Genomic DNA, 23,804 nt, shown 5'->3' with positions numbered 1-23,804 from the left:
GCTGTCGGAGCTGTCGGAGCTGTCGGAGCTGTCGGAGCTGTCGGAGCTGTCGGAGCTGTCGGAGCTGTCGGAGCTGTCGGAGCTGTCGGAGCTGTCGGAGCTGTCGGAGCTGTCGGAGCTGTCGGAGCTGTCGGAGCTAAATTTAGCGGGTTCCAACGGAACTGACCATCATTCATTTCACTTATTTTACCAATACCCGGAAATGGTAAATGTGCAAATGCGACAAAAGTTTGCTCTTGAGCAAAACGTTTAAAAATTGCTAAACGAGTTTCACTGGCTTTGACCGGATCGACATCAAAATCGACAGATAACTTTGGTTGTTCAAACTGTAAATGATAGGAATGAACCACATCGCCGAGGATAGCAAAACTTTTAGCTTGTGATTTTAAGATAAAAGAATAATGCCCCGGTGTATGTCCAACACTCGGTAAAACCTCTAAACCATTAATCACCGAACCAACGCTAAAGGTCTTAAAACTCCGCATGGTTTGATATGGCGCAATCGCAGCTTTAATTTTCACAACGGTCGCTAAATAACCTTCACGTTTTTCGGTAGCTAAAGTGTCGACGGTGCTTTCACTTAACCAATACTGACTTTCTTGCTCATTGACGTAGATCGTTGCATTTGGAAATACGGCCTTACCTTGTTTCGCAATGCCACATGCATGATCAGGATGTAAATGAGTTAAGAAAACACTGCGTACACGATTAAGCTTATAGCCGGCCGCCTCAATATTTTGTGCAATAGAACCTAAGTTCGGTCCAAAACAACTGGCTGCACCACTATCAACAAGACTGATACCGCCTTGTCCATCATCAATCAGATAGGCATTAACACTGGTTTGTATACCTTTGCTCTGATCAACCGCAAGCTTTTGAAATAAGGCACTGACTTCTTCTGGAGTTAAATTTTGTTTAAATAAATCAGGACTTAATTCGAGTGTCCCATCTTTTAAAGCAATGACTTTATACGCACCCACTTGGAAAGAATAAAATCCCACGGGCTGAGTCACATTCGTTTTGATTTCCGTTTGAATAAATGCCGGCTCTGCACTGACAAACTGGCTGGTTAAAAGTGTTGCTGCAAGCACAGCAAAACTAAAGTTTTTCATTGTTGACCTATATCACTTTTATTATTTCATGCAATGAAGCAAAGGCTTCAAAATTAAAAAATTTAAACGCCTGTATTGTGCCTGAAATTCAGGCAGATTTTAAGTCTAATAATGAATAAACATAGCACTAACTTGATACAGGCTTATGTAAATCCCCTTAAATTTTTAGGCCCAATAAAATAAAAACTGAATGCAAGAAAACTTTAAGCTTGGCATGCTATATTTTCGCCAGTTTTTAAATCTATACGTCTGTACAGTGCTATGAGTGAAATTTCCCCGTTTAAAGGCAAATCTGGATTTAAACGAATTTTAAATGCAACGCAATATTCCCTCGACGGATTCAAAGCTGCTTATCAAAATGAAGCTGCATTTCGACAAATTGTCTGGATGAATATTGTGCTTATTCCTACCAGTTATTTTCTCGATGTGAGTCGTGCTGAACATGCCCTTATGGTAGTGGTGTGCTTATTTGCCTTGATAGTTGAGTTATTCAATTCTGCCATTGAAGCCGTTGTCGACCGCGTATCTTTAGACAAGCATCCACTTTCTAAAATTGCAAAAGATATGGGGAGTGCCGCTCAATTCGTTGCTTTAGCAATTATCTTTTTTACTTGGTTTATTATCCTTTTGCCTTAAATAAAGGCTGTCTCACTCTATTTGCAGGGTTATGCCCTGCTTTTTTTAATTCCTTATTTCTGTTTTTTAAGTAAAATTTACGCGTCCCTATGCACATCTACTGATCCATCGAAATAAGCCAAAAATTCAAACTATGAAATCATTGGCTTAAACAAGATTAGAGGGGGGGAAAATAGATACACATTCATTGAGCAGACCGCTTCTTAAGGACGCTTTTACAAGAAAAGATAAAACCTATTTTTTCGGACTTTTAAGCTTGAACACGTTAAAATGCCTTGAGAATTTTGTGCTACTTTGAAATGAATCATGACTTTGAGCACCACCAGCCTTCGCAAACAACTCCGCAAGCAGCGTCGTAGCCTAAACCTATGGGCCCAACGACAAGCTGAACAACAGGTCCTACAGCGTTTAATCCGACTCAGTCATTTTCAGCGCAGTCAGCATATAGGCGTGTATTTACATGCATTCGGTGAAATTCACACTCAACAGCTCATCCACTACTGTTTTTCGCATCAAAAACACGTGTATTTACCCATGATTTGCAACATGAATCAGCAACTGGTTTGGGTTGAAATCTCACGACATCAATACATCAACAAACGTTTTTCTCATCACCCACTCGGCATGAAAGAGCCTATGGCGAGTCGTGGGAAGCATGTTTCTCATCTTGACCTTTTAATCATGCCCTTGCTCGCTTGCGACAAGTACGGCACACGTATTGGCATGGGGGGTGGCTTCTACGATAAAACATTAGCAACAGCTCACTCTATACCCTACCGTTTAGGACTTGGTCACGATTTTCAACTCATCCAAGACCCCTTAGTCCGAGAAGCATGGGATCAACCGCTAGATGGCTTTATCAGCCCATCTCAAACTTTAAGTTTCAAACGTTAATTTGATATTTTTGACGCTGAGTTACACTTAAAAATCACATATTTAGTCATTTTTTATACATTTTAATTGGCATGACCCTTGTAATTTAAAAAATACACATCACTATAAAAAACATGGCAACACCGTTGTCACTCATTAGGAGTGCCCATGTCTGAGATTATTATGAATGAAGAAAGCTTGGAAACTACAATTCCGAGCGTATTACCGCTTTTAGCGCTACGAGATGTGGTTGTATATCCTCACATGCAAATTGCACTGTTTGTGGGTCGCGAAAAGTCGATCAATGCAGTCAATGTCGCACGTGACAGTGACAATCTTGTATTCGTAGTTGCACAAAAAGATTCGCTTACAGAAGAAATTGATCACGACAATTTATATCAATACGGTACTGTCGCGAAGATTGTGCAAGTTGTGAATCATGAGAATGATGAAAACTGTATAAAAGTACTGATTGAAGGCTTATATCGTGCCAAGCTAGAAAAAATTATCGATGCCGATGATTACCTGACTGCCGAGCATTCATTAAGCCCAATGACGGTTTCTGTAGACTCAGAAACTCAGAATAACCGTGTGGAAGAATTACGCACCTTATTTGCTCAATATGCAGAAGCAAAATTGCGTAACGCACGTGAATTGATTGCAGCAGCCAATAAAATTGATGATTTGCTACAATTATTATTCTTTGTAGCAACACGCGTGCCTTTGAATATTGATGTAAAACAAAAGTTCTTAGAGCATGATGAATTTGAAGCACATTTAGCTGAGCTGATGACGTATTTATTACAACAGTCAGAAGAACAGCAAATTGAGCAAACCTTACATGATTCTGTAAAACGCCAAATGGAAAAGAATCAGCGTGAATACTTCTTAAATGAAAAAATGAAGGTCATTCAACGCGAACTTTCTGACATGAATGGCGGTGGTGAGGATGACGTTGCAGAAATTGAAAAACGTCTAGCTGAAGCCGATTTACCTGAACATGTACGCAAGAAAGCTGAAAATGAGTTCCGTAAGCTAAAAGCAATGCAACCTGCTTCGAGTGAAGCTGCTGTCGTGCGTAACTATCTAGAAGTTATTTTAGATACGCCTTGGAACAAAGCCAGCAAAGTCAGCATTAACCTTGCGAAAGCTCAAGATATTCTTGATGCCGATCACTATGGTTTAGACGACGTGAAAGACCGCATTGTGGAATACCTTGCTGTTCAATCACGTGTAAAAAAACTTCGTGGCCCAATCCTGTGCTTAGTTGGTCCTCCAGGTGTAGGTAAAACTTCACTCGGTGAATCTGTTGCCAAAGCAACTGGTCGTGAATTTGTCCGTATGGCGCTTGGCGGCGTGCGTGATGAAGCTGAAATCCGTGGTCACCGTCGTACTTATATTGGTGCTATGCCAGGTAAAATTGTGCAATCTTTGTCTAAGGTTGGCGTAAAGAACCCTCTGTTCTTACTCGATGAAATTGACAAAATGGCGCAAGACTACCGTGGAGACCCTGCTTCAGCATTGCTTGAAGTCCTAGATCCATCACAAAACAGCAAGTTCAATGATCACTACTTAGATCTTGATCTAGACCTTTCTGAAGTGATGTTCATCTGTACTGCAAACAGCATGAATATTCCAGAAGCTTTGCTTGACCGTATGGAAGTGATTCGTCTACCGGGTTATACCGAAGATGAAAAAGTGAATATTGCTGAACGTTACCTTGTTCCAAAAGCCATCAAGAATAATGGTCTACGTGCAAAAGAATTAACCGTTCACGAAGAAGCCATTCGCGATATCGTACAACGTTATACACGTGAAGCCGGTGTCCGTAGCTTAGAACGTGAAGTGTCTAAAATTGCACGTAAAGTGGTAAAAGAAGCAGTGAGCAAGAAAGCGAAAAATCTTCAAATTGAAGTGAATTCGAAAAATCTTCCTGACTACTTAGGTCCACACAAATTCGACTTCGGTATGGCCGAAGAAGAAGCTGAAGTGGGTCGTGTAAACGGCTTGGCTTGGACATCTGTTGGTGGTGAACTACTAACAATTGAAGTTGCAGCAGTGAAAGGTAAAGGCAAGTTCATTACCACCGGTTCTCTTGGCGATGTCATGAAAGAATCGATCACAACAGCGATGACCGTTGTACGTACCCGTGCAGATGAACTAGGTATTGAAGCGATTCGCTTTGAAGAAACAGATGTACACGTGCATTTACCAGAAGGTGCAACACCGAAAGATGGTCCATCTGCTGGTTTAGCCCTAACTACCGCTCTTGTTTCAGCTTTTACAGGCATTGCAATTCGTCCAGATATCGCAATGACTGGTGAAACCAGTCTGGGTGGCCGTGCAATGCGCATTGGTGGTTTAAAAGAGAAACTTCTCGCTGCTCACCGTGGTGGCATTAAGCTTGTCTTTATCCCACAAGACAACGTTCGTGACTTGACTGAGATTCCAGACAATGTCAAAGAAGGTCTAGAAATTAAACCAGTGAAATCGATTGATGAGATTTTACCACTAGCCTTGGTTGATATGCCTAAACCTCTTGCAAAGACACCGATTGTCAAAGCAACTGAAGGTGGCAAAGCTGCTCGTCACTAAGCGCTAGCAACTCGTAATAAAAAAGCCCTGTTTCGACAGGGCTTTTTTATATCCATTATTTCATACTAAATATTCGAAACTTTTCATTCAAATTCTTCACAACCACTAGATTCAAGACAACAGCTACAACTATGGATTGGATAACTATTTCAAATTCGACATCAAGATCAAGAATAGCCAATTAGAAAGTCTTACAAAATTTGAATGCTATTACTTGAAATATCGCCCTCTATCCCACATATATAGTAGAGAGATATACGCGCTGTATGTTTCTTTATTGGTTCCAATCACGTCTAAAAGCGTGATGATCATTGGAACAAGATGGTCATCTACATCTCCAGGTAGATGACCTTTTATCGCAGTCCACAGGCTTTCGGGGCTGCGTTTTTTATGTCATGTTTTTAAAGACATGCTATTTCAAATTTAAGATGGTTTCCACCAAACCATCGATCACTTGAGCCATTTTGTCTAAGTTTAATTTATCCAAGGTATCTTGCTCGGTGTGATAGTGCTTATTACGATAAAATGCCGTATCAGTGATCATCATCGCTGGCATATCAAATTGCCAATAATTCATATGGTCTGAAAAATCCACACCCTGAATAAATGAAGGTGAAATCAAGCGCTCACATTGTAGTTGCTTCAAAGACTCCATCGCCGCACAATACGATGAAGTTAAGTCACGAGACTGAATATTCCCCACCGATGCAATAAAATTTGTATGCGATGGATAAATCCATTTCAGTCCAACTGGATATTCTTGGGTGACTTTGGGATCAAAATAACCAATCATCTCCAGAATATATACACCTGAAATTTTATCCTTTTCCTTTGCTACCGATTTTGCATGGATAAAACTGCCCATCGACTCTGTTCTAAAATACGGCGGCTCTTCAAGGGTATAAAATACAAATTCAATATTTTGTTTTAATCGCGCTTTTTCAGCCGAAAGAATCCGAGCAGCTTCGAGTACACCTGCAACGCCAGAAGCATTGTCATCAGCGCCATGCTGCTCCTCAAATACATCGTAGTGCGCGCCAATGATCACTCGGTTGCTATGCCCTGCATTTAAGGGACAGACCACATTACGGTATGGTTGGCTGTTTACGGTATAGGTTTGAAAACGACAATTCACACCAAATAAACGCATCTGCTCACGAATCCAAGCAGACACCCGGTTTAACTCTTGAATATTCTTATAGTTACGATATTCAGCTTCATTACCAATAATTTGCTCTAAATAGACTTTTAAATTATCCGGTTCAGCCGTTCTAATATTGTTGGCATACGCCGCAAATGAACACCATGCAAAAATTGAAAGCATTGCTGCTTGCTTGAGCAAAAATAATTTACCGTCCTGCCATGTTTTTTTCATTGTTATTATTCCAATTTTCATCTTTGATCTAATCTGTTTATGCTGCGTATTTAAACAGCAAGCAGAACACGATTTCAATTGCAAATTGTGTCTGAACATACAAAGCTCAAGCGAACCGTTATAATGCTCTTTTGTATACTTTCAGGCGCTGTATGAAAATTCGTATTCTGACAATCGGTCAAAAAATGCCAGCATGGGTTCTGACAGGTTTTGAAGATTATTTCAAACGTATTCAGCCATTTGTTCAAACGCAAATCATTGAATTACCTATGGCTAAACGTGGCAAGAACGACTCTGAAGCCGATATTTTAAAATACCGTCAAATTGAAGGTGACAGCATTTTAAATGCCATGAAATCGAATGAAGTGTTGATCGCCTTAGAAGTCGGTGGTCGAGAGTTCAGTACCGAAAAACTGGCTGAAACCATGAAAGGCTGGATGCTTGAAGGCAATGATGTGGTTTTAGCCATTGGTGGGCCAGATGGACATTCTGAAGCGGTACGCAAAGCTGCAGCATGGCATTGGTCTTTGTCTAAACTGACTTTGCCGCATCCAATGGTTCGTGTCATGCTCATCGAACAGCTATACCGTGCAATGAGTATTAACCATAATCACCCTTACCATCGTGCGGGTTAATCCGAACTAACATCCAGCGTATACAGCAGTTACAGCGTTGCAACAATGAAACAAACCGTTGAAATTATCCGAATTGTTACGCTGAATAATATAGTGCATGATCATCATATTCCTTTAAACAACCAGCGGCGACCACGATGAATTTACAAACACTTCCAGGTTTATTTATTTCCCATGGCTCACCTATGCTTGCTATCAATCCTGAGCAAGTCGGTCCCGCGTTGGAACGTTTAAGCCTGAATCTTCCAAAACCAGAAGCCATTATTATCATGTCCGCGCATTGGGAAAGTAACGCACTAGAAGTAAGTACAAGTGCCCGTCCTGAAACTTGGCATGACTTCCGTGGCTTCCCTGCGGAACTTTATGATATCCGCTATCCTGCACCGGGTAATCCAGAGCTCGCAGAAGAAATTCTCCATTTGCTTGCCAATGCAGGATTATCTGCACATGCCAACAGCACCCGTCCGCGCGATCATGGCGTTTGGATGCCGTTATTGCATATGTATCCTGATGCCGACATTCCTGTAATTGAAATATCACTGCCGATGACCATGTCTGCGCAAGAGATCTATAAAATTGGACAAACGCTTGCACCTTTACGTGACAAGCAAATCCTGTTGATTGGATCGGGCAGTATTACTCATAACTTACGTGAATTGGCTTGGGATGGACGTGCAGCAGCCGTGCCTGAGTGGGCGTCTACATTCCGTAATTTTGTGGTCAATAAGCTCACTCATCAAGATTTTGATGCAGTTCTCGACTGGCAAAATATCCCGTTTGTACAACGCAACCATCCGACCATTGAACATTTTGCACCCATCTTCTTTGCGATGGGTGCAGGCCCCCGCTTCTCTATTGTTCACAGTAGCTTTAGTATGGGTTCGCTGGGTATGGATATTTATCGTTTTGATTAAACGTGAATAAAACGAGATAGCTTGACTTATTCATAATTTATATTAATAAGTTAACAAATTATTATTTATGGATACATTTTGCTACTTATTTGAGCTGAATGTATTCATATTTTTTTAAAATGAATGGGTTATGCTACAGGCTGAAATTCACTTAGAACAGTTAGCGTAATGAAATTAAAATATTTAGCGATCGCCCTCTTCCCTTTAGCCCTTGCAGCATGTCAATCAAGCGATATCCAAAAAGCTGGAGATTTAGCCGTGAGCGTATTACAACAACAAAATGCTGATAAAACTTTAGCTTCATATCAATGGAGCACTTCCACTGAAAATGCACCAAAACCTTTGGTTTTAAATTTTCTAGAAAATGGCACTTTGGGTATTTCAACCAGCTGTAATAGCATGTCAACCCAATGGAAAGTGGAACACAATACACTTGTAACAGGCAACATTGCATCTACCATGATGGCGTGTCCTGATAATGCGATGAAACAAGAAGGACTTGCATCTTCACTCTTGAGTGACCGTAAAGCACCTTTTGTTTTAAATACCACAGATCCGCAAAATCCAACGTTAACCATTATCTCTGCAGCAGGTGAAAAACTGGTTTTCACTGGAAAATTAACACATGAAACTCAGTACAACTCACAAGGCGAAACGATTTTCCTAGAAGTCAGCCCTGAAACTAAACAATGTACAGGCGTTGCTCCACAAACTTGTTTGCAAGTGCGTGAAGTGAAGTACGATGAAAAAGGCCTAAAAACACAAGTTGATAAAGACTGGACCTTATTTTACGATCAAATTGAAGGCTTTAAGCACACTCCTGCAGAACGCCAAATTATTCGCGTAAAACGTTTTGAACGTAAAAACCCTGCTGCTGACCAATCAAAATATGCCTATATTTTTGATATGTCAGTCGAACGTGAAGCCGTAAAAGGTACCTTGTAAGTTACAGCCTATAAAAAGCCGAGGTCATCGCCTCGGTTTTTTTATCTTCACAACTGCAAACGCTGATCGGCTGTGCAAAGTTTTCAAATCACGATGTACTGTTCAGCCAATGCTTTAGCGATGTAAATTTAAAGCTACTACAAAAGCAAAATGCCCTGCCTGAATTCATCCTGACGAATCGCAATCAACAGACAGATATTTTTAAGCATACAGCGAATTACCCATTGACGCGATTTTGAAGCAGAACAATTAACTCAAAAGAATCGGGTCTCGTAGAAAAAAATAACGCTCTAACCTCCCAAATAACTCTCACATTCAACAATGGCCGTATGACATTTTTTAGAGGCTGTAATCGCATTGGCCGCAATTATGATTTAGAGCAACATACTTTGCGTTTTACCGGAGATATAGGGAGTACTCTGAAGTTCTGCCCACAATTACATCAGAAATAGCTTCATATTAAAACGTTTGCTCAGCCAACCCTTAAATTTTCATTTCAATGTTATGGATAGCAAATTACAACTTAGGCTAATGAACACCTAGCAATATATCTATATTTTCTAAACCATTCAGCCATAAAAAAACCGAGGCTTGAGCCTCGGTTTTCAGTTCAACTTACGGAGAACTTAGTAAACGCCTTGAGCAAGCATTGCGTCAGCAACTTTTACGAAGCCTGCAATGTTCGCACCGTTTACATAGTTCACAGTACCATCTTCTTCAGTACCGTATTTCACGCAGTTGCGGTGAATTTCTTTCATGATCGCGTGTAGACGCTCATCAACTTCTTCGAAAGTCCAACCCAAACGAATTGCGTTTTGAGACATTTCAAGACCAGAAGTTGCAACACCACCCGCATTCGATGCTTTACCTGGTGCATAAAGAATTTTCGCTTCAACGAATTTCTCAACTGCAGCCAAAGTAGATGGCATGTTTGCGCCTTCAGCAACACAGATTACGCCATTAGCAAGAAGAGCTTCAGCATCAGCTTCATCTAATTCATTTTGAGTTGCACATGGAAGCGCGATATCACATTTGATAGACCAAGGACGTTGACCTTCTAAATATTCAAAACCGTGCTTAGATGCAAATTCAGAAATACGGCCACGCTTAACGTTTTTCAATTCCATTACTTCAGCAAGAAGTTCAGTTGTAAAACCATCTTTTACGTATACAGTACCTGCTGAGTCAGAAAGTGAAACCACTTTCGCACCTAAGTACATTGCTTTTTCAGCAGCATATTGTGCAACGTTACCAGAACCCGAAATCGTTACAACTTTATCTTTAAAGCTGTCGCCACGAGTTTTTAGCATTTCCTCAGCGAAATACACAGTACCGTAACCAGTTGCTTCAGGACGTGCAAGTGAACCACCGAAAGTTAAACCTTTACCAGTGAACACACATGCTGTGTCGTTGCTTAATTTTTTCATCATACCAGCCATGTAGCCCACTTCACGGCCACCTACACCGATGTCACCCGCTGGGATGTCAGTGTTAGAACCAAGATGACGGTATAACTCGATCATTAATGCTTGACAGAAACGCATAATTTCGCCTTCAGATTTACCTTTAGGGTCAAAATCTGAACCACCTTTACCACCACCCATAGGAAGTGTAGTTAAGGCATTTTTGAAAGTTTGTTCAAAACCTAAGAATTTAAGAATTGAAAGGTTCACTGATGGGTGGAAACGCATACCACCTTTGAATGGACCAATTGCTGAGTTGTATTGAACACGGAAAGCACGGTTAACTTGAGTTTGACCTTTGTCATCTACCCATGAAACACGGAACTGAATTGCACGCTCAGGCTCAACAAGACGTTCTAGCAAACCGTAGTCAGCATATTGTGGGTTCTTTTCGATGAATGGCCAAAGGCTCGTCATCACTTCTTCAACAGCTTGAAGAAATTCAGGTTGATATTCATCACGTGTTTTAACGTAGTCTAGGAAGTCGTTAAGGCTGTTATATTTCAACACTTAATCCTCAGCAGATGTATGGATCAAAATTGATCACAATTTTGATCAAAGATATATTTTGGCGCAAAATATTAAATATCTTTTGTAACTAATCAGCAATAGTTTTTTTAAAAAATCTTTTAAATTCTTTAAAGAACAGCGATTTAAATTGATTAATCAGGCATTTTAGTTATAAATATTATTACTTTTAGGAATATTTTAATGAATTATTTTGCTCATTTATGATGCATCTATAGACCCATTTTTGCGCACAGTAATTCATACTGAAACATGCTAGAATTCAACGTCCTCTTTGATTTTTCTCTGCCTTCATTTGTACTCGCGACTACCCATGACTTCTGAAATTTCCCTCATCCAACAAATTGATGCCCTATTGCCACAAACTCAATGTGGACTTTGTGGACACCGAGACGGCTGCTTACCCTATGCCAAAGCCATCAGTGAAGGAGAAGAAGCCAATAAATGTATACCCGGTGGTCAACCTGTAGCAGATTCACTAGCAGCGTTATTAAATCGTCCACACTTAACAGCAGAAGCCAGCGTTTGGCCAATCCAAAGTGATGGACGCCCGCAACGGGTTAAAGCTGTGATTCGTGAGGATGAATGTATTGGTTGTACCAAATGTATTAGTGCCTGCCCTGTTGATGCCATTATTGGCTCAGGCAAATTGATGCATACGGTCTTGACGGATTTATGTACGGGCTGCGAACTCTGCATTCCACCTTGTCCAGTGGATTGTATCGACCTTGTCGAAGAGCTTGATCAAGTGCCATCTGAAGCCGTTCGAATCGCAGAACAGAATGATTTACGTCGCCGCTACTATGCACATATTCAACGTGAGGAAAAGCGCCGAATTAATCGTAAAGGCCCTGTTGTACGCGCAGAAATTGATACGGAACTTTTTGCCCAATTTTCGACCCAGACAGACTTGGTACCGGTCATTGAAGTCGTGGAAAAACCTGCTACGCCAGTCGTTCAACTCGATGCAAAAACCACCATTGAACTTGCAAAAATTCGTACACAAATTAAGAAATTAGAAAAACAACTGAGTGTTCGAGAAGATGCAAAAAAACGTGAGTTACTCCATACGCTAACGCTACAACTAACACAACTGCAAGGGGCTTAATCATGGCTGTTAAAAACATGACTAAGAAGCAAATTCAAACTTTTTTTGAACGCTTACGTGAGCAACGCCCCAACCCGAAAACTGAACTCAATTATAGTAGTCCATTTGAACTTTTAGTGGCTGTTACCCTATCTGCTCAGGCCACAGATGTCAGTGTCAACAAAGCCACAGATAAACTTTTTCCAGTAGCAAATACTCCTGAAGCTATTTATGCGTTAGGTGTTGACGGACTGAAGGAATATATCAAGACCATTGGCCTGTATAACTCAAAAGCGGAAAATGTCATTAAAGCCTGCAAGATTCTCATTGAGAAGCATAACAGTATCGTTCCGAATAATCGTGCAGATTTGGAAGCCTTACCCGGTGTCGGTCGTAAAACTGCAAATGTGGTGCTGAACACTGCTTTTGGACAACCAACTATGGCAGTCGATACGCATATTTTTCGTTTAGGGAATCGAACAGGATTGGCTGTCGGCAAAAATGTTCTGGAAGTCGAACACCGACTCGTCAAAGTCATCCCCAAAGAGTTTATTGTTGATTCACATCATTGGTTGATTCTGCATGGGCGTTATACCTGTATTGCCCGCAAACCCAAATGTGATGAATGCATCGTGTCTGATGTGTGTAATTGGCCCGACCGTTTTGACTTTGGCGCATTAAGACCGATTAAAACCACCCAAATTGAAGATTAATCTCTTCAATTTCGGGGCAGATGAAATTTGTAAGAATCAATTGATCGAGTTGATGCTTAATTTTTATCTTGTTCTTTTTGTTTTTTATCAAGCTCTTGCTGCAGCTTTGGATGTAAGCGATATTGCTTCGGGCTCAGTTTAGCTTGCTCTGCTTCTTCCACTTGCACCTTACGCAACATTTTAAAGCTGACAAATAATAAGCCCAATAACACCGCCACAGCGATGATGACCATTATAACCAAAGCAAATTTCATAACAGATTCGCCCTAAAAGCCACATAAAAAAAGAGCCCCACTATGCAGTAGGACTCTTTGATTGTCAAAAATTCAAAAAAGTTGAATTATTTAGACTGATCTAAAATCGCGAATAAATCAGTTTGAACTTGATCGATTGGACGAAGACCATTTAATTTGTCATAAGTCGGTGCGTTTTCGCCAGAAGCTGCACGACCTTGGTAGAAACCAACCAATTGCTCAGTTTCAGCGTGGTAAGAACCTAAACGCTTACGAATTGTTGCTTCTTGGTCATCCGGACGTTGAACAAGGTCTTCACCAGTTTCGTCATCTTTACCTTCCACTTTTGGTGGGTTGTAAACGGTGTGATATACACGACCAGATGCAGGGTGTTGACGACGACCAGATAAACGTTGAACGATTTCTTCGTCAGGTACATCGATTTCAATCACGTGATCGATGCTAATACCTTCGTTTTCAAGCGCTTCAGCTTGTGGAATCGTACGTGGGAAACCGTCGAAAATGCAGCCGTTAACACAGTCAGGTTGAGCAATGCGTTCTTTAACAAGACCAATAATAAGCTCATCAGATACAAGGCCGCCATTGTCCATGACGCTTTTAGCTTGTAGACCTAATTCAGTACCTTCACGAATCGCAGCACGGAGCATATCACCGGTTGAAATTTGTGGGATATCGTAGCGCTTACAGATCAACTGAGCTTGTGTACCTTTACCTGCTCCAGGTGGTCCGAGTAATATAATGCGCATAAAAAAACATCCTCATTTTAAACATTGTATATGACGCTATGTAGTGATCTGAACCCAAGATTCAAATCGTCTTCCAGCATCTAATTATAAGAAAGCCACAAACAAATGTATTGTACCCGCGATAAAACCGGTTACACCACCCAAGACAATTAAAATCCATTCGTCTTCCTGAAATGCAGGACGTAATAGATTTTGAAATTCTTTCGGTGTTAGCTCACGAATACGGTCTCTAAACATTTGAAAGATTTTCTGTGCACGGCTCGCATTAAACGCAGGGTCGCATACAGGCACCATCGTAATTTCAATTGAGCGATCGATCAAGTCTGTCTTGAGTTTTGCGTACTCTTTTGGACCTAAAGACAACTGTAATGAGGTACGAACCAGTGGAGATTCCATAATTTCATTAATATGACGTTTCACAATGCGACGAGTCTTATCTTTCTTCCCGCCATACATCATTTCGGTCATGATAGATTTTAACGTAATTAGGTCTTCTGTGACTACACTTGCGAATACATCTGAAACTTCTTCTTGGCGTTTCATAAACGCCCCTTGAACATTGTACGTTCCAATACGTGGAATCACAGGTTTAATCCAAGGGAATTTACGATCTTTAGTTAATTCAAATAATTGCAAATACTTAACAGGGTGCGGCTCTATTGGATTAAATACCATCCAGATGGCAATCCAGTTGGTCAAAAAGCCCCAGATTGCGGCCCAAAATGGAACCGTCCAATGCCATGGCACCACAAACCAAACGATCATTTGGAAGATACCAAAGAACATCCCAATCAAGGCACTAATATGCCAAATAAAGTTGATTTCTTTCTGGCCAACTTTAAGGAACATCCGCACCATCAAGAGACGATCCGCTTCCATTTGACTCACCACCATTTCTCGCATGTCAACAAGTGACTCTACGTTCATGGTCAGTTCGGTCACGAGTTCTTTTAAGGTATTTGGCAGCTGTTTATGTGCTTGGGCATAAATACGGCGTTTAATCGAATACGGTAGGTTTTCCCAAAGCACCGCATTTCGGTCTAGCATGACTTCATCAATCAAATGTTCAAGCTCAAAGCCAACTTGTTCACCAATGATGCGCGCCATGTCCTCAGGATCCATTGCATCCAAAAACTCGCGCAAGGAACCCAATTTTGACAATGTATTATCCGTAATAATGCCAGAAATACGTCCAGCTTTTCTTGGCACAATCCCCTGCCATCCCACGGGTAATGGACCTAAATGGAATCCCCAGAAATTAATCGGGTAAAACACCATTTTCAGTGCCATCCAAACGTGTGCCCAGGTAACGAATGCGGTAACGGGGATAATACTCAGCACAGCCCAAAAATCGGGACGTTGCAAAAAGTTTTGCCACAATTCGTTAACGTACTCAAGCATGCATAACTTCCATATTTAATTTTATTCAGTGAGTGCGGTTATAAAATAAAGTTGATTATTTTCACTACAAACCAAAACTTAAAGTATATGAGATTTGTAGTCTCGGTTCGGTTTCCACAATCACATTACCTGATTTGTCATCTAATTTTTCACCCGCACCCAAGCCTATACTAAACGTACTAATACGCTCGGCACTCAACATCACATAAGCAAGATCGATACCACCACCTAAACGCGCTTCATCTTCACCATCTACTTTCTTGGAGTCGATGTGGCCCGCATAAGCTCCGATATAATAACCATTTTTATCTTTGCCAGTGAGATGAACTGGGTAACGAAAGCCGACTTGCCCACCAGGTATTTTATCATCGTTCAAGAAAACACCAGCTTTTGCATAGGCAATGCCATATGGGTTTACCCACTCACCATTCACGTGAATAATTTTTTGAGTAAAACCTGCTCCAACATTCCATGGTTGATAACCCTCACCTGTTAATTTTGCCTCAGGTAAAAATGAATTGTCATTGGCATGTGCGATGCTTCCAAGCATCATAAATGCAAGCAATGGATATAATTTATTCATTGTTTTCACAAACTTCCTTAGTATTATTTTTTGGATTATTCCTTTTTTATACGTTTCGACTTTAGCAGAATAATATGAACTGTTATACACAAAGCCCCATATTTTTCATGTCTGCAAAGTCAAAATATAGACTGCAATCACAGCAGAGTCGTTTTTATTTATCAAAAAAATGTCAGTTGCGCTAGAATATGCCTCTTCCGTTATTTTAGCTCTCAGTCTTTAAGTCGAACGCGTATGAAGCAGCATTATCCTTTAAAAAATGTCCAGCAAGAAAAGCGGATTTATCGTAATCGCGTGGTGATTTCGATAGGGATTGTCTCCTTCTTTATGCTGTTGCTTGTGGCACGTTATGCATATTTGCAAATCAAGAGTTATGAGACCTTTTCAACTGCTGCAGATCAAAACCGAATTCGACTGCAACCACTTGCACCTTCTCGTGGTTATATCTATGACCGTAATGGCGTGTTATTAGCCGATAATTATCCGGTTTTCTCAGCAACCATGAGCCGTGCGGATGTTGAAGATATCGATGATACTGTTGAGCGCCTAACACCCTTATTAGAGCTTACATCTGAAGATATCGAACGCTTTAAAAGTCGAATTAAAACCTCTAAAAAGACTGAACGTGTTTCGATTAAACTGAATTTAAATGAAAATGATATCGCCCGTTTTAGTGAGGTGAAATATCAATTTCCGGGTGTCAATATAGAGACCCAAATGACTCGCTACTATCCACATGGCGAACTGTTTGCCCATGTGATTGGCTACGTAGGTCGTATTAATGACAAAGAACTAAAAACGATTGATAAAGATTTATACGCTGGCTCAAACCTAATCGGTAAAATTGGCGTTGAAAAATCATACGAAGAACTTTTACACGGTATGCCGGGAAATGAGTCGGTTGAAGCCGATGCCTTTGGTAATGTGTTACGTCATCTAGGTCGTAAAGATCCGATTCGTGGTAATGACTTATATTTATCCCTAGATTATGGACTGCAAATGGTCGCTTCAGAGCAGCTTGCAGATCGACGTGGTGCAATTGTGGCGATTGACCCACGTACTGGAGAAATTCTTGCTCTTGTGTCCAGTCCTAGTTTTAACCCCAATTTATTTGTTACTGGCATTAGCAGTAAAGATTATTCTGAACTGCGTGATAGCCTCGATCAACCTTTATATAACCGTGCTGTACAAGGGGCTTATCCTCCAGGTTCAACGATCAAACCGATGTTTGGTCTGGGTGGTATTCATTATGGTCTAGTGGACTGGAGTACTGCCATTTCAGATCCGGGCTATTTCACGCTTCCGGGTGACAGCCATCGTTTCCGTGACCACAAAAAAACTGGTCATGGCTCAGTTAATTTACACAAAGCTCAAGTCGTTTCCTGCGATACCTATTTCTATGTCTTGTCCTATCGTATGGGCATTGAAAAAATGAATACGTGGATGCGTCAGTTTGGCTTCGGTGAAAAAACCGGTGTAGATTTACCAAGTGAAAGTACGGGGCTATATCCAAATCCTGAATGGAAGCTCCGCACACGGAAGTCCAACTGGCTCAAAGGTGAAACTATTTCTGTCAGTATTGGTCAGGGTGCATTTACTGCAACACCATTACAACTGGCGATGGCGACAGCCATTACTGCCAATCAAGGCTCTCATGTTACACCTCACGTTTTGCGTGAAAGTAAAGGTGCTAAAGTCCACAAAGTCCATAACGCCCCGAATGGTCGCATTCAATTTAATGGTAAGCCAGATGATTGGATCAAAATGCGTGATGCCATGATTGATGTGGTTCAAACAGGGACCGGTCGTGGTATTCGCACCCCAATGTATCAAATAGCAGGTAAAACAGGGACTGCACAGGTTAAAAGTATTGCCCAAGGTAAACGCTATAACGAGTCCTTATTGACAGAGCGTCAGCTTGACCATGGTTTATTTGTTGGTTTTGCCCCTGCGGAAAAACCTGAAATTGCGATTGCCGTCGTTTGGGAAAATGGTCGTCACGGTGGTTCTGCTGCTCAAATTGCTAAACCAATGTTTGACTACTGGTTATTAACACGTAAAAAGAATCCAATTCGTCCTGCTAGCCATCAAATTAGCGGTGGTCTCATGACTGCAGGTCTAAAACCGAGTGAATTACCAAGCGGCTCGAATATTTTATCTGCCGATCCAAATGCAAGCCCAACTGCACAGCAGAACAATAGTGCAACTCAACAACCGAATAGTGCAAATACAACACCTCGTGCTGCCAGTGCCGCACATGCAACTGATGAGGAATAATTCATGAAAAATCAATTAAGAATCATTGGGGGTGAATGGAAACGCCGTCAACTGCCTTTTGCCAGTATTGACGGTTTACGCCCTACACCTGACCGTGTCCGCGAGACATTATTTAACTGGCTCATGTGGGATGTTCAAAATGCCAAAGTTCTCGACCTGTGTACAGGTTCAGGTGCTTTGTCGTTTGAAGCACTCTCACGTGGCGCAGCAGAAGCCGTTTTAATTGAACCTGATCGCACCCAAGCGAAATTTCTCATGGACAATTTAGAACTCCTAAGGGTCAGTAAACAACGTGTGCAACTCAAAAACATGACAGCACAACAAGTCATTCCTAACTTGAAAGAGCAATTTGATCTAATTTTCTTAGATCCACCGTATAGTCTTGATTTATGGGAAGAACTTGCTGAATTGGTCGATCCGTGCATTGCAGACAATGGTTTAATTTATATCGAAGCTGATCGTGATCTTGCTCAGTTAAAACTCCCGAGCAGTTGGCAGCAAATTAAACAAACCAAAGCAGGTACGGTACGTGCAGGCTTATATAAAAAGGCTTAATGTAAATGCACACAAAAAAGGACGTTAATGCGTCCTTTTTTATTACTTGAAAATCATTAAACCTGTGGTCGAAGTGGACGCTGGCTGTTAAATCCACCTGGGGTTTTAGCTTTATCCACGGGCGTTACTTTAGGACGTTGTTGCTGTGGTTTTTGCTGCTGGGGCTTACTTGTATTGGGTTTAGCTGGCGTCTGAGGCTTTGCGCTTGGACGATGCACATTTGACGGATGCTGAGATGAAGGTTTCTGTACATTCGGTTTATGCACATTCGGTTTATGAGTATCGTCTGGACGGCTATTTGAATTCGGTCGTGGTGAGTTTGGTCGATGTTGCGGGCTATTCACTCGACCATATGAACGGTCATAACGCTGTCCGTATGAACCACCATATTGACCTGAATAACCATATTGATTTGCATAGCCATATTGATTCGAATGGTATCGGCCATCATCAAATGGCGCCACGACACACCCTGTAAATGTAACTGCAACCCCAGATAGCAAAGCAACTTGTTTAAGCATGTGTAGCACTCCTCTTTGATGAAGAGCATTTTCACCTCTTTGATGAAGAGCATTTTCACTTATCGAAATGAATTTAATTGGAAGTCTGTGTACATCTGCTGTATTTAAACATTCATGTTTTATTCATCATTTAACATCCAATTTTTCTTCATTTGCTCAGTCAGCCACATTTATATAGAAAAATTCACTACAATAGCGCCACGTATTTCAAAGCTGTAATTTAATGACTTGGCTGATTTTTATTCTTGGTGCCATCTTTGCGGGATTCGTACAAGGATTAACAGGGTTTGCATTCGCCCTTATCGCAATGTCATTTTGGGTTTGGATACTCCCCCCACAAATAGCCGCACCCTTGGTGGTCTGCGCTTCAGTTTATAGCCACTTCATCTCATTATCATCAGAACGCAAAAGCATTCCGATCAATAAAAATATCATTTATCCCTATTTAATTGCAGGAATTTTAGGTGTACCGCTCGGTACGTATTTATTAGACAGCATTAATCCAGATACATTTAAATTGGTTTTGGGCGCTTTTTTAATGTTTTGGTGCCCAATTTTATTTTTTAATCCTAAATTTTCATTCATCCAAAAATCAGGGAAATGGGCGGATTCTAGTATTGGATATATTGCTGGAATCTTGGGTGGTCTTGGAGGCTTTTGTGGTGCATTACCCTCTGCATGGCTCATGCTGAAAAATACACCCAAAGCAGAACAACGCTATATTTTGCGACATTTCAATTTAGCCATTCAGCTCGTTACACTCATCAGCTATCTGCTACAAGGGATCATCCATCGTGAACATCTGCCCTATTTAGCCGTGCTGTTGGTAATTATGGCTTTTCCAGTGATTTTTGGTGCCAAACTTTTTTATCGCATTTCAGAACGCCAATTTAAGCATATCGTGTTAGGGCTATTATTTTCTTCAGGCTGCTTTTTGGTAACGATGAGTATCTTAACCTGATGACTCAAAACCTAAAGATATTTGTCCAAATCATTCTAGAAAAACCCCTTCTCAGTTAGATATTCACATCTTGTAACAATGACACAGTTCACATTTAAATAAAAATTAGCCAAATGGTAAAAAAGTAATTAATTTTTCTGACGAAAATTAATAGAATATTGCACCTCATAATTTTGCTTAAAATAAAACCATGAAAAAGTTCATCCTGCTTGCAGGTGTAACTCTGCTTAGCGGCTGTATGTTTGGCACGTCCAGCGAAATTAAAAAAGCTGAAAAACTACTCTCACATTTTCAATGCAATAATATTGAAAGTTCACATATGACTCATAGCTCGATTACAAGTTTTCATGAAGAAAAACTGGCATCAAGTAAACAAAAGGTCGTGTCATATATCGACAGCTATAAAGAAGGCGAAAAATTATTTCGTATCCCGCTCATTGATGTAGTTGATCAGCAATACATTATTTATAAGGCGGTATGTCAAAATCTGGGCGGTATCCATCCCGATTTTAATGATTAATTTCAATATAAAAATCTAAACAGAAGAATCTAAATAGAAGAATCTAAACATAAAAAAGGACAGCCGATGCTGTCCTTTTTTTTGGATTGTTGGATTAGTGATAGCGTGTATCGACACTGAATTTTTCAGGAAATTTGGCATGTATTTGCGCGTAAAAATCCATGATTTCAGCCATATCTTTTTCATAATCGCCTGTAGGATAAACAATTTTACCCACCCCAGTCTTTTTCTGCGCATAGTCCATATAGGCTAAAGCAATCGGCACACCCGCTTGCATAGCAACATGGTAAAAACCAGTTTTCCACTTCTCTTGTTTGGCGCGTGTCCCTTCTGGCGTCACCAACATGACCAATTTTGGATGATGCTTGAACAAGTCAGCCATCAGCTCAACCATACTTTGACGTGCTTCACCATCTTGTTTTGGACGACGATTAATACCAATTCCGCCCATAGCACGTACAAAAGGTCCAAACGGAAATTTCATATAACTGTCTTTAATCGTGATACGAACATTTACCCCTAAAGCTTTCAGGGCAAGGCGTGCATAAAGTGCATCCCAATTACTGGTATGTGGCGCTGCAATCATGACACATTGGTCAATATTTAAATCCCAATGGTTATCAATTTGCCACCCCATTAAGTTAAGACTTTTTTCCGCTGTTTTTTCAAACACAATTTGCACCGACAGTTTTTTCTATGCCGCAGAGTTTAACAACGCAAAATAATTATAAAAGCCTATATTGTTCAGTTATTCACCAATTAATATATAAATGTCCTTTAGCGTTCACTTTTAGGTAAGTCACCAATATTTTTTCATTTACGAATTATTAAAAAACAAATTTCAGTTTTGACCCATTAACCAAACACACAATTGTTAACAGGAATAGGCTATTTTTCTTGCGCAATAATAGTCACGCTTAGCATTATATTGGGTACGTACGGTGTATAAATCTCATGAAAAAACTAATGCTCGCTCTCTGTATGGTCAGTGCAACCTTAACGGCATGTTCAAAAACCAGCAATGAATCTGAAACTGCGACACCACCAGATAATAATGTCATTGCCAATACAGACGCAGCCTCAGAAAGTCCGATTGCCACAGGTGATAACACCGAAAATGCACTTGATTGGGCAGGTGAATATAAAGGGATTCTGCCTTGCCATGATTGCAAAGGGATTGAAACTGAGCTTGAACTCAAACTCAATAAAAGCTACGAGCTTAGCCAAGAGTTTTTAGGCAAACCTGCAAACACTGAAAATAAAGTAAAAGGCAGTTTTAAGTTTTTGCCAGATCAACCTGGGATGATTCAACTTGATGCCGAGGGCGACAATCGAATTTACTTTGTAGGTGAAAACTTTATTGAGCTTCGTGGTGATAAAGGTGAAAAACTAGAAATGCCTGAAGTAAATCTTAAACTCACCAAAAAGCTTGATTAGTGTTTTACTCTAAATAGGATTTTTTGTTTAATCCAAATGTATCAACGGGTTAATTATTTTCCGCCAAATACATAAGAAAGACCTACACGACCACCAACTTCGCTACCACCAGCAACACCAATTGCAGCGCTAAGTGAAGTACGGCCATCACCATAATAGCGAGCACACCTGCAAAAATTGGACGTTCAATAAAAAATTTTGACAGCATAGAACAAGATCACTTTCTGGTGGCGATTGGGCTTAAACACGCAATATTTTTCTTCAAATTAACATAGGCGAGTGGATCTTCCGTGACTGAAAATCAAAAAATTATACTTTTTCACAAAAATATTGTTTTTTCTTCATTTTTTCTCACAGATTTTTGTATTTGCCCTCCCAATTTTGGGATAGCTCCTAGATTCATCTTATTTCTATACTTCTGACATAACAATTTGGATGACAAGGAATTCATGATGAAAAAAACGTTAATTTGCTTAGCCTTAGCAGGTTTACTCAGTGCATGTGGCGGGTCAGACAATGATTCTGGTAGCAATCAGAATCCGCCACCGAGTTCAGCAACACAGATTGGTGTACTGACCGATGGCCCTGTAACTGGGGTTAAATATCTCAGAGCTTCGAGTTCAGGTGAAAGTATTGAAGGTATCACCAATGATAAAGGTGAGTTTGAATATGCTGAGGGTGATACTGTTCGCTTCTTTATTGGTGATGTGCAACTTGGTGAAGCCATTGAAGCTAAAGCACGTATTACCCCACTAAATTTGGCTGAAAGTGAAAATGCCCGTACCAACTTAATGGTATTTTTACAATCTTTAGATAGCGATGGCGACCATAGCAATGGAATTGAAATTACTGCAGACACTCAAACAGCCTTAACCGCTGTGAATATGAATTTCGAGCAAACACCCGCAGAGTTTTCAACTACGTTTGTCAATGAAGTGATCCCTAAAACCGATATCCCACTAGATCGAATCGTGACACCTGAAAAAGCTGCAGAAAACTTCCAAGCCACTTTCTATAAAGATATTGCAGGCACTTGGGAAATTGGGCGTACTGAAAGCACTGCTGTTATATTACATATTTTACCAGACGGACGTTATGCGCTAGGTGAAGCAGATGTAGCTGATGAAACAGGGAAGTCTGGTATCGAAACAGGACGACTAAATTGGAATGCTTTAACTTCAGCGCTGAGCCCTGTGATCTCAGTAGATACTAATGGAGACTACGGGCTTTCACATCCAGACAATGATGGTCATTACCGCCTAAGTTATAACGGTACAGATTTAGTGCTGACTGATGTAGGAAGTAATAGCACCTATATTTTAACTAAAGTCAAACAATCATCAGGTTTAGTCGGCACTTGGCAATTTAATCAAACTCATTTATTTGCTTTCTTTGACACAGGATTCTATTTCTTGTTAGACACTGAAGGCGATGATGATTGCGCTAACCCAGGTATTGAATATGGCAAATATTCAATGACAGCCAATACACTTGCCGCAACAGAAGTGTTATATGACACCAACGATTGCGGTGGCTTACAAGACTCTTGGGATGGCAGTAAAGTGAATGCAACTTACAGCATCTCAGGAACAAGCCTAACCTTGCATCCGCAAGGCGAAGACTCTGTTACCCTACAACGTAGTAACTAAACATATTCAAAAGCTGCCTAAGCC

24 protein-coding genes and 2 pseudogenes are annotated in these 23,804 nt (G+C 40.6%); 15 read left to right on the top strand and 11 right to left on the bottom strand.

Annotation, left to right across the window (positions count from 1 at the left end; all coding sequences use genetic code 11):
- Both FTU37_RS16660 and FTU37_RS02530 read right to left on the bottom strand, forming a co-directional pair.
- Nucleotides 1-137 (bottom strand): annotated as a pseudogene (locus FTU37_RS16660) (hypothetical protein); the annotation flags it as partial.
- A gap of 132 nt (nt 138-269) precedes the next feature.
- Nucleotides 270-1,112, bottom strand: a pseudogene (locus FTU37_RS02530) (MBL fold metallo-hydrolase); the annotation flags it as partial.
- Nucleotides 1,113-1,373: 261 nt separating this feature from the next.
- On the opposite strand from FTU37_RS02530, the gene FTU37_RS02525 reads away from it, so the two are divergent.
- The 3 genes from FTU37_RS02525 to lon all read left to right on the top strand — a co-directional run bounded on the left by FTU37_RS02525 (nt 1,374) and on the right by lon (nt 5,216).
- Nucleotides 1,374-1,748: a diacylglycerol kinase gene (locus FTU37_RS02525; protein WP_168378310.1), complete on the top strand. Its 375-nt coding sequence runs from the start codon at nt 1,374-1,376 to the stop codon at nt 1,746-1,748.
- A gap of 306 nt (nt 1,749-2,054) precedes the next feature.
- Nucleotides 2,055-2,642 carry a 5-formyltetrahydrofolate cyclo-ligase gene (locus FTU37_RS02520; RefSeq protein WP_180020703.1) on the top strand — a complete coding sequence of 196 codons (588 nt, stop codon included), beginning with the start codon at nt 2,055-2,057 and terminating at the stop codon, nt 2,640-2,642.
- A gap of 147 nt (nt 2,643-2,789) precedes the next feature.
- On the top strand, nt 2,790-5,216 hold the full coding sequence (lon, locus tag FTU37_RS02515) for an endopeptidase La (protein WP_180123730.1): 2,427 nt from the start codon (nt 2,790-2,792) through the stop codon (nt 5,214-5,216).
- 412 nt (nt 5,217-5,628) lie between these two features.
- On the opposite strand, the gene FTU37_RS02510 is transcribed toward lon, so the two are convergent.
- Entirely contained in the window at nt 5,629-6,591 is a 963-nt protein-coding gene (locus FTU37_RS02510; RefSeq protein ID WP_373686262.1) for a M20/M25/M40 family metallo-hydrolase, read from the bottom strand.
- Nucleotides 6,592-6,743: 152 nt separating this feature from the next.
- On the opposite strand from FTU37_RS02510, the gene rlmH reads away from it, so the two are divergent.
- The 4 genes from rlmH (at nt 6,744) to FTU37_RS16825 (ending at nt 9,537) form a co-directional block, all read left to right on the top strand.
- Nucleotides 6,744-7,226: a 23S rRNA (pseudouridine(1915)-N(3))-methyltransferase RlmH gene (rlmH, locus tag FTU37_RS02505; protein WP_078189858.1), complete on the top strand. Its 483-nt coding sequence runs from the start codon at nt 6,744-6,746 to the stop codon at nt 7,224-7,226.
- Between the two features lie 137 nt (nt 7,227-7,363).
- Nucleotides 7,364-8,140, top strand: coding sequence for a dioxygenase (locus FTU37_RS02500; protein WP_078189859.1), 777 nt, complete (start codon nt 7,364-7,366; stop codon nt 8,138-8,140).
- 168 nt (nt 8,141-8,308) lie between these two features.
- Complete coding sequence (locus tag FTU37_RS02495) at nt 8,309-9,085, top strand: META and DUF4377 domain-containing protein (protein WP_168378313.1); 777 nt, start codon at nt 8,309-8,311, stop codon at nt 9,083-9,085.
- Nucleotides 9,086-9,333: 248 nt separating this feature from the next.
- Nucleotides 9,334-9,537, top strand: a complete 204-nt coding sequence (locus FTU37_RS16825) for an META domain-containing protein (protein WP_373686263.1) — start codon at nt 9,334-9,336, stop codon at nt 9,535-9,537.
- Nucleotides 9,538-9,711: 174 nt separating this feature from the next.
- On the opposite strand, the gene gdhA is transcribed toward FTU37_RS16825, so the two are convergent.
- On the bottom strand, nt 9,712-11,058 hold the full coding sequence (gene gdhA, locus FTU37_RS02485; protein WP_354667291.1) for an NADP-specific glutamate dehydrogenase: 1,347 nt from the start codon (nt 11,056-11,058) through the stop codon (nt 9,712-9,714).
- Between the two features lie 331 nt (nt 11,059-11,389).
- On the opposite strand from gdhA, the gene FTU37_RS02480 reads away from it, so the two are divergent.
- Together FTU37_RS02480 and nth are read left to right on the top strand one after the other, a co-directional pair.
- Nucleotides 11,390-12,184 carry an RnfABCDGE type electron transport complex subunit B gene (locus FTU37_RS02480; protein WP_168378315.1) on the top strand — a complete coding sequence of 265 codons (795 nt, stop codon included), beginning with the start codon at nt 11,390-11,392 and terminating at the stop codon, nt 12,182-12,184.
- A gap of 2 nt (nt 12,185-12,186) precedes the next feature.
- Entirely contained in the window at nt 12,187-12,876 is a 690-nt protein-coding gene (nth, locus tag FTU37_RS02475) for an endonuclease III (protein WP_180123729.1), read from the top strand.
- 56 nt (nt 12,877-12,932) lie between these two features.
- Here the strand turns inward: nth and FTU37_RS02470 are convergent, their stop codons facing one another.
- The 4 genes from FTU37_RS02470 to FTU37_RS02455 all read right to left on the bottom strand — a co-directional run bounded on the left by FTU37_RS02470 (nt 12,933) and on the right by FTU37_RS02455 (nt 15,860).
- Nucleotides 12,933-13,130 carry a hypothetical protein gene (locus FTU37_RS02470; protein WP_180003963.1) on the bottom strand — a complete coding sequence of 66 codons (198 nt, stop codon included), beginning with the start codon at nt 13,128-13,130 and terminating at the stop codon, nt 12,933-12,935.
- An 86-nt stretch (nt 13,131-13,216) separates the two neighbouring features.
- Nucleotides 13,217-13,876, bottom strand: a complete 660-nt coding sequence (adk, locus tag FTU37_RS02465) for an adenylate kinase (RefSeq protein ID WP_078189866.1) — start codon at nt 13,874-13,876, stop codon at nt 13,217-13,219.
- Nucleotides 13,877-13,960: 84 nt separating this feature from the next.
- On the bottom strand, nt 13,961-15,277 hold the full coding sequence (locus FTU37_RS02460) for a hypothetical protein (RefSeq protein ID WP_218954630.1): 1,317 nt from the start codon (nt 15,275-15,277) through the stop codon (nt 13,961-13,963).
- A gap of 64 nt (nt 15,278-15,341) precedes the next feature.
- Nucleotides 15,342-15,860 carry a hypothetical protein gene (locus FTU37_RS02455; RefSeq protein ID WP_180123728.1) on the bottom strand — a complete coding sequence of 173 codons (519 nt, stop codon included), beginning with the start codon at nt 15,858-15,860 and terminating at the stop codon, nt 15,342-15,344.
- A 234-nt stretch (nt 15,861-16,094) separates the two neighbouring features.
- On the opposite strand from FTU37_RS02455, the gene mrdA reads away from it, so the two are divergent.
- Together mrdA and rsmD are read left to right on the top strand one after the other, a co-directional pair.
- Complete coding sequence (gene mrdA / locus FTU37_RS02450; RefSeq protein ID WP_180123727.1) at nt 16,095-18,137, top strand: penicillin-binding protein 2; 2,043 nt, start codon at nt 16,095-16,097, stop codon at nt 18,135-18,137.
- 3 nt (nt 18,138-18,140) lie between these two features.
- Nucleotides 18,141-18,692, top strand: a complete 552-nt coding sequence (gene rsmD, locus FTU37_RS02445) for a 16S rRNA (guanine(966)-N(2))-methyltransferase RsmD (RefSeq protein ID WP_180123726.1) — start codon at nt 18,141-18,143, stop codon at nt 18,690-18,692.
- Between the two features lie 56 nt (nt 18,693-18,748).
- On the opposite strand, the gene FTU37_RS02440 is transcribed toward rsmD, so the two are convergent.
- A complete protein-coding gene (locus FTU37_RS02440) occupies nt 18,749-19,213 on the bottom strand; it encodes a hypothetical protein (RefSeq protein ID WP_180123725.1) in 465 nt (154 codons plus the stop codon).
- Between the two features lie 223 nt (nt 19,214-19,436).
- Here FTU37_RS02440 and FTU37_RS02435 point away from each other — a divergent pair, with 223 nt between their 5' ends.
- Together FTU37_RS02435 and FTU37_RS02430 are read left to right on the top strand one after the other, a co-directional pair.
- The gene (locus tag FTU37_RS02435) at nt 19,437-20,174 is read left to right on the top strand and encodes a sulfite exporter TauE/SafE family protein (protein ID WP_180060050.1); all 738 of its coding nucleotides are present in this window, start codon (nt 19,437-19,439) and stop codon (nt 20,172-20,174) included.
- 190 nt (nt 20,175-20,364) lie between these two features.
- The gene (locus tag FTU37_RS02430) at nt 20,365-20,694 is read left to right on the top strand and encodes a hypothetical protein (RefSeq protein WP_180123724.1); all 330 of its coding nucleotides are present in this window, start codon (nt 20,365-20,367) and stop codon (nt 20,692-20,694) included.
- A 94-nt stretch (nt 20,695-20,788) separates the two neighbouring features.
- Here the strand turns inward: FTU37_RS02430 and FTU37_RS02425 are convergent, their stop codons facing one another.
- Nucleotides 20,789-21,367, bottom strand: a complete 579-nt coding sequence (locus FTU37_RS02425) for a 1-acyl-sn-glycerol-3-phosphate acyltransferase (protein ID WP_171262613.1) — start codon at nt 21,365-21,367, stop codon at nt 20,789-20,791.
- A 281-nt stretch (nt 21,368-21,648) separates the two neighbouring features.
- Between FTU37_RS02425 and FTU37_RS02420 the strand changes: the two genes are divergently transcribed.
- Nucleotides 21,649-22,131, top strand: a complete 483-nt coding sequence (locus FTU37_RS02420) for a copper resistance protein NlpE (RefSeq protein ID WP_180123723.1) — start codon at nt 21,649-21,651, stop codon at nt 22,129-22,131.
- Between the two features lie 82 nt (nt 22,132-22,213).
- Here FTU37_RS02420 and FTU37_RS16655 read toward each other — a convergent pair whose 3' ends face one another.
- Nucleotides 22,214-22,339 carry a hypothetical protein gene (locus tag FTU37_RS16655; protein WP_257222683.1) on the bottom strand — a complete coding sequence of 42 codons (126 nt, stop codon included), beginning with the start codon at nt 22,337-22,339 and terminating at the stop codon, nt 22,214-22,216.
- Nucleotides 22,340-22,583: 244 nt separating this feature from the next.
- On the opposite strand from FTU37_RS16655, the gene FTU37_RS02415 reads away from it, so the two are divergent.
- On the top strand, nt 22,584-23,780 hold the full coding sequence (locus FTU37_RS02415; protein WP_180123735.1) for a hypothetical protein: 1,197 nt from the start codon (nt 22,584-22,586) through the stop codon (nt 23,778-23,780).
- The last annotated feature ends 24 nt before the right edge of the window (nt 23,781-23,804 follow it).

It is taken from the genome of Acinetobacter sp. YH12097 (genome assembly GCF_013419225.1).
Classification (GTDB): domain Bacteria; phylum Pseudomonadota; class Gammaproteobacteria; order Pseudomonadales; family Moraxellaceae; genus Acinetobacter; species Acinetobacter amyesii.
This window is presented reverse-complemented; position numbering and strand designations above follow the sequence as displayed.

Bases quoted from the DNA above. Each gene is read 5' to 3' on its own strand.
- FTU37_RS02525 (WP_168378310.1), top strand. From the start codon at position 1,374: ATGAGTGAAATTTCCCCGTTTAAAGGCAAATCTGGATTTAAACGAATT.
- FTU37_RS02520 (WP_180020703.1), top strand. From the start codon at position 2,055: ATGACTTTGAGCACCACCAGCCTTCGCAAACAACTCCGCAAGCAGCGT.
- lon (WP_180123730.1), top strand. From the start codon at position 2,790: ATGTCTGAGATTATTATGAATGAAGAAAGCTTGGAAACTACAATTCCG.
- FTU37_RS02510 (WP_373686262.1), bottom strand. From the start codon at position 6,591: ATGAAAAAAACATGGCAGGACGGTAAATTATTTTTGCTCAAGCAAGCA.
- rlmH (WP_078189858.1), top strand. From the start codon at position 6,744: ATGAAAATTCGTATTCTGACAATCGGTCAAAAAATGCCAGCATGGGTT.
- FTU37_RS02500 (WP_078189859.1), top strand. From the start codon at position 7,364: ATGAATTTACAAACACTTCCAGGTTTATTTATTTCCCATGGCTCACCT.
- FTU37_RS02495 (WP_168378313.1), top strand. From the start codon at position 8,309: ATGAAATTAAAATATTTAGCGATCGCCCTCTTCCCTTTAGCCCTTGCA.
- FTU37_RS02480 (WP_168378315.1), top strand. From the start codon at position 11,390: ATGACTTCTGAAATTTCCCTCATCCAACAAATTGATGCCCTATTGCCA.
- nth (WP_180123729.1), top strand. From the start codon at position 12,187: ATGGCTGTTAAAAACATGACTAAGAAGCAAATTCAAACTTTTTTTGAA.
- FTU37_RS02470 (WP_180003963.1), bottom strand. From the start codon at position 13,130: ATGAAATTTGCTTTGGTTATAATGGTCATCATCGCTGTGGCGGTGTTA.
- adk (WP_078189866.1), bottom strand. From the start codon at position 13,876: ATGCGCATTATATTACTCGGACCACCTGGAGCAGGTAAAGGTACACAA.
- FTU37_RS02460 (WP_218954630.1), bottom strand. From the start codon at position 15,277: ATGCTTGAGTACGTTAACGAATTGTGGCAAAACTTTTTGCAACGTCCC.
- FTU37_RS02455 (WP_180123728.1), bottom strand. From the start codon at position 15,860: ATGAATAAATTATATCCATTGCTTGCATTTATGATGCTTGGAAGCATC.
- mrdA (WP_180123727.1), top strand. From the start codon at position 16,095: ATGAAGCAGCATTATCCTTTAAAAAATGTCCAGCAAGAAAAGCGGATT.
- rsmD (WP_180123726.1), top strand. From the start codon at position 18,141: ATGAAAAATCAATTAAGAATCATTGGGGGTGAATGGAAACGCCGTCAA.
- FTU37_RS02440 (WP_180123725.1), bottom strand. From the start codon at position 19,213: ATGCTTAAACAAGTTGCTTTGCTATCTGGGGTTGCAGTTACATTTACA.
- FTU37_RS02435 (WP_180060050.1), top strand. From the start codon at position 19,437: ATGACTTGGCTGATTTTTATTCTTGGTGCCATCTTTGCGGGATTCGTA.
- FTU37_RS02430 (WP_180123724.1), top strand. From the start codon at position 20,365: ATGAAAAAGTTCATCCTGCTTGCAGGTGTAACTCTGCTTAGCGGCTGT.
- FTU37_RS02420 (WP_180123723.1), top strand. From the start codon at position 21,649: ATGAAAAAACTAATGCTCGCTCTCTGTATGGTCAGTGCAACCTTAACG.
- FTU37_RS16655 (WP_257222683.1), bottom strand. From the start codon at position 22,339: ATGCTGTCAAAATTTTTTATTGAACGTCCAATTTTTGCAGGTGTGCTC.
- FTU37_RS02415 (WP_180123735.1), top strand. From the start codon at position 22,584: ATGAAAAAAACGTTAATTTGCTTAGCCTTAGCAGGTTTACTCAGTGCA.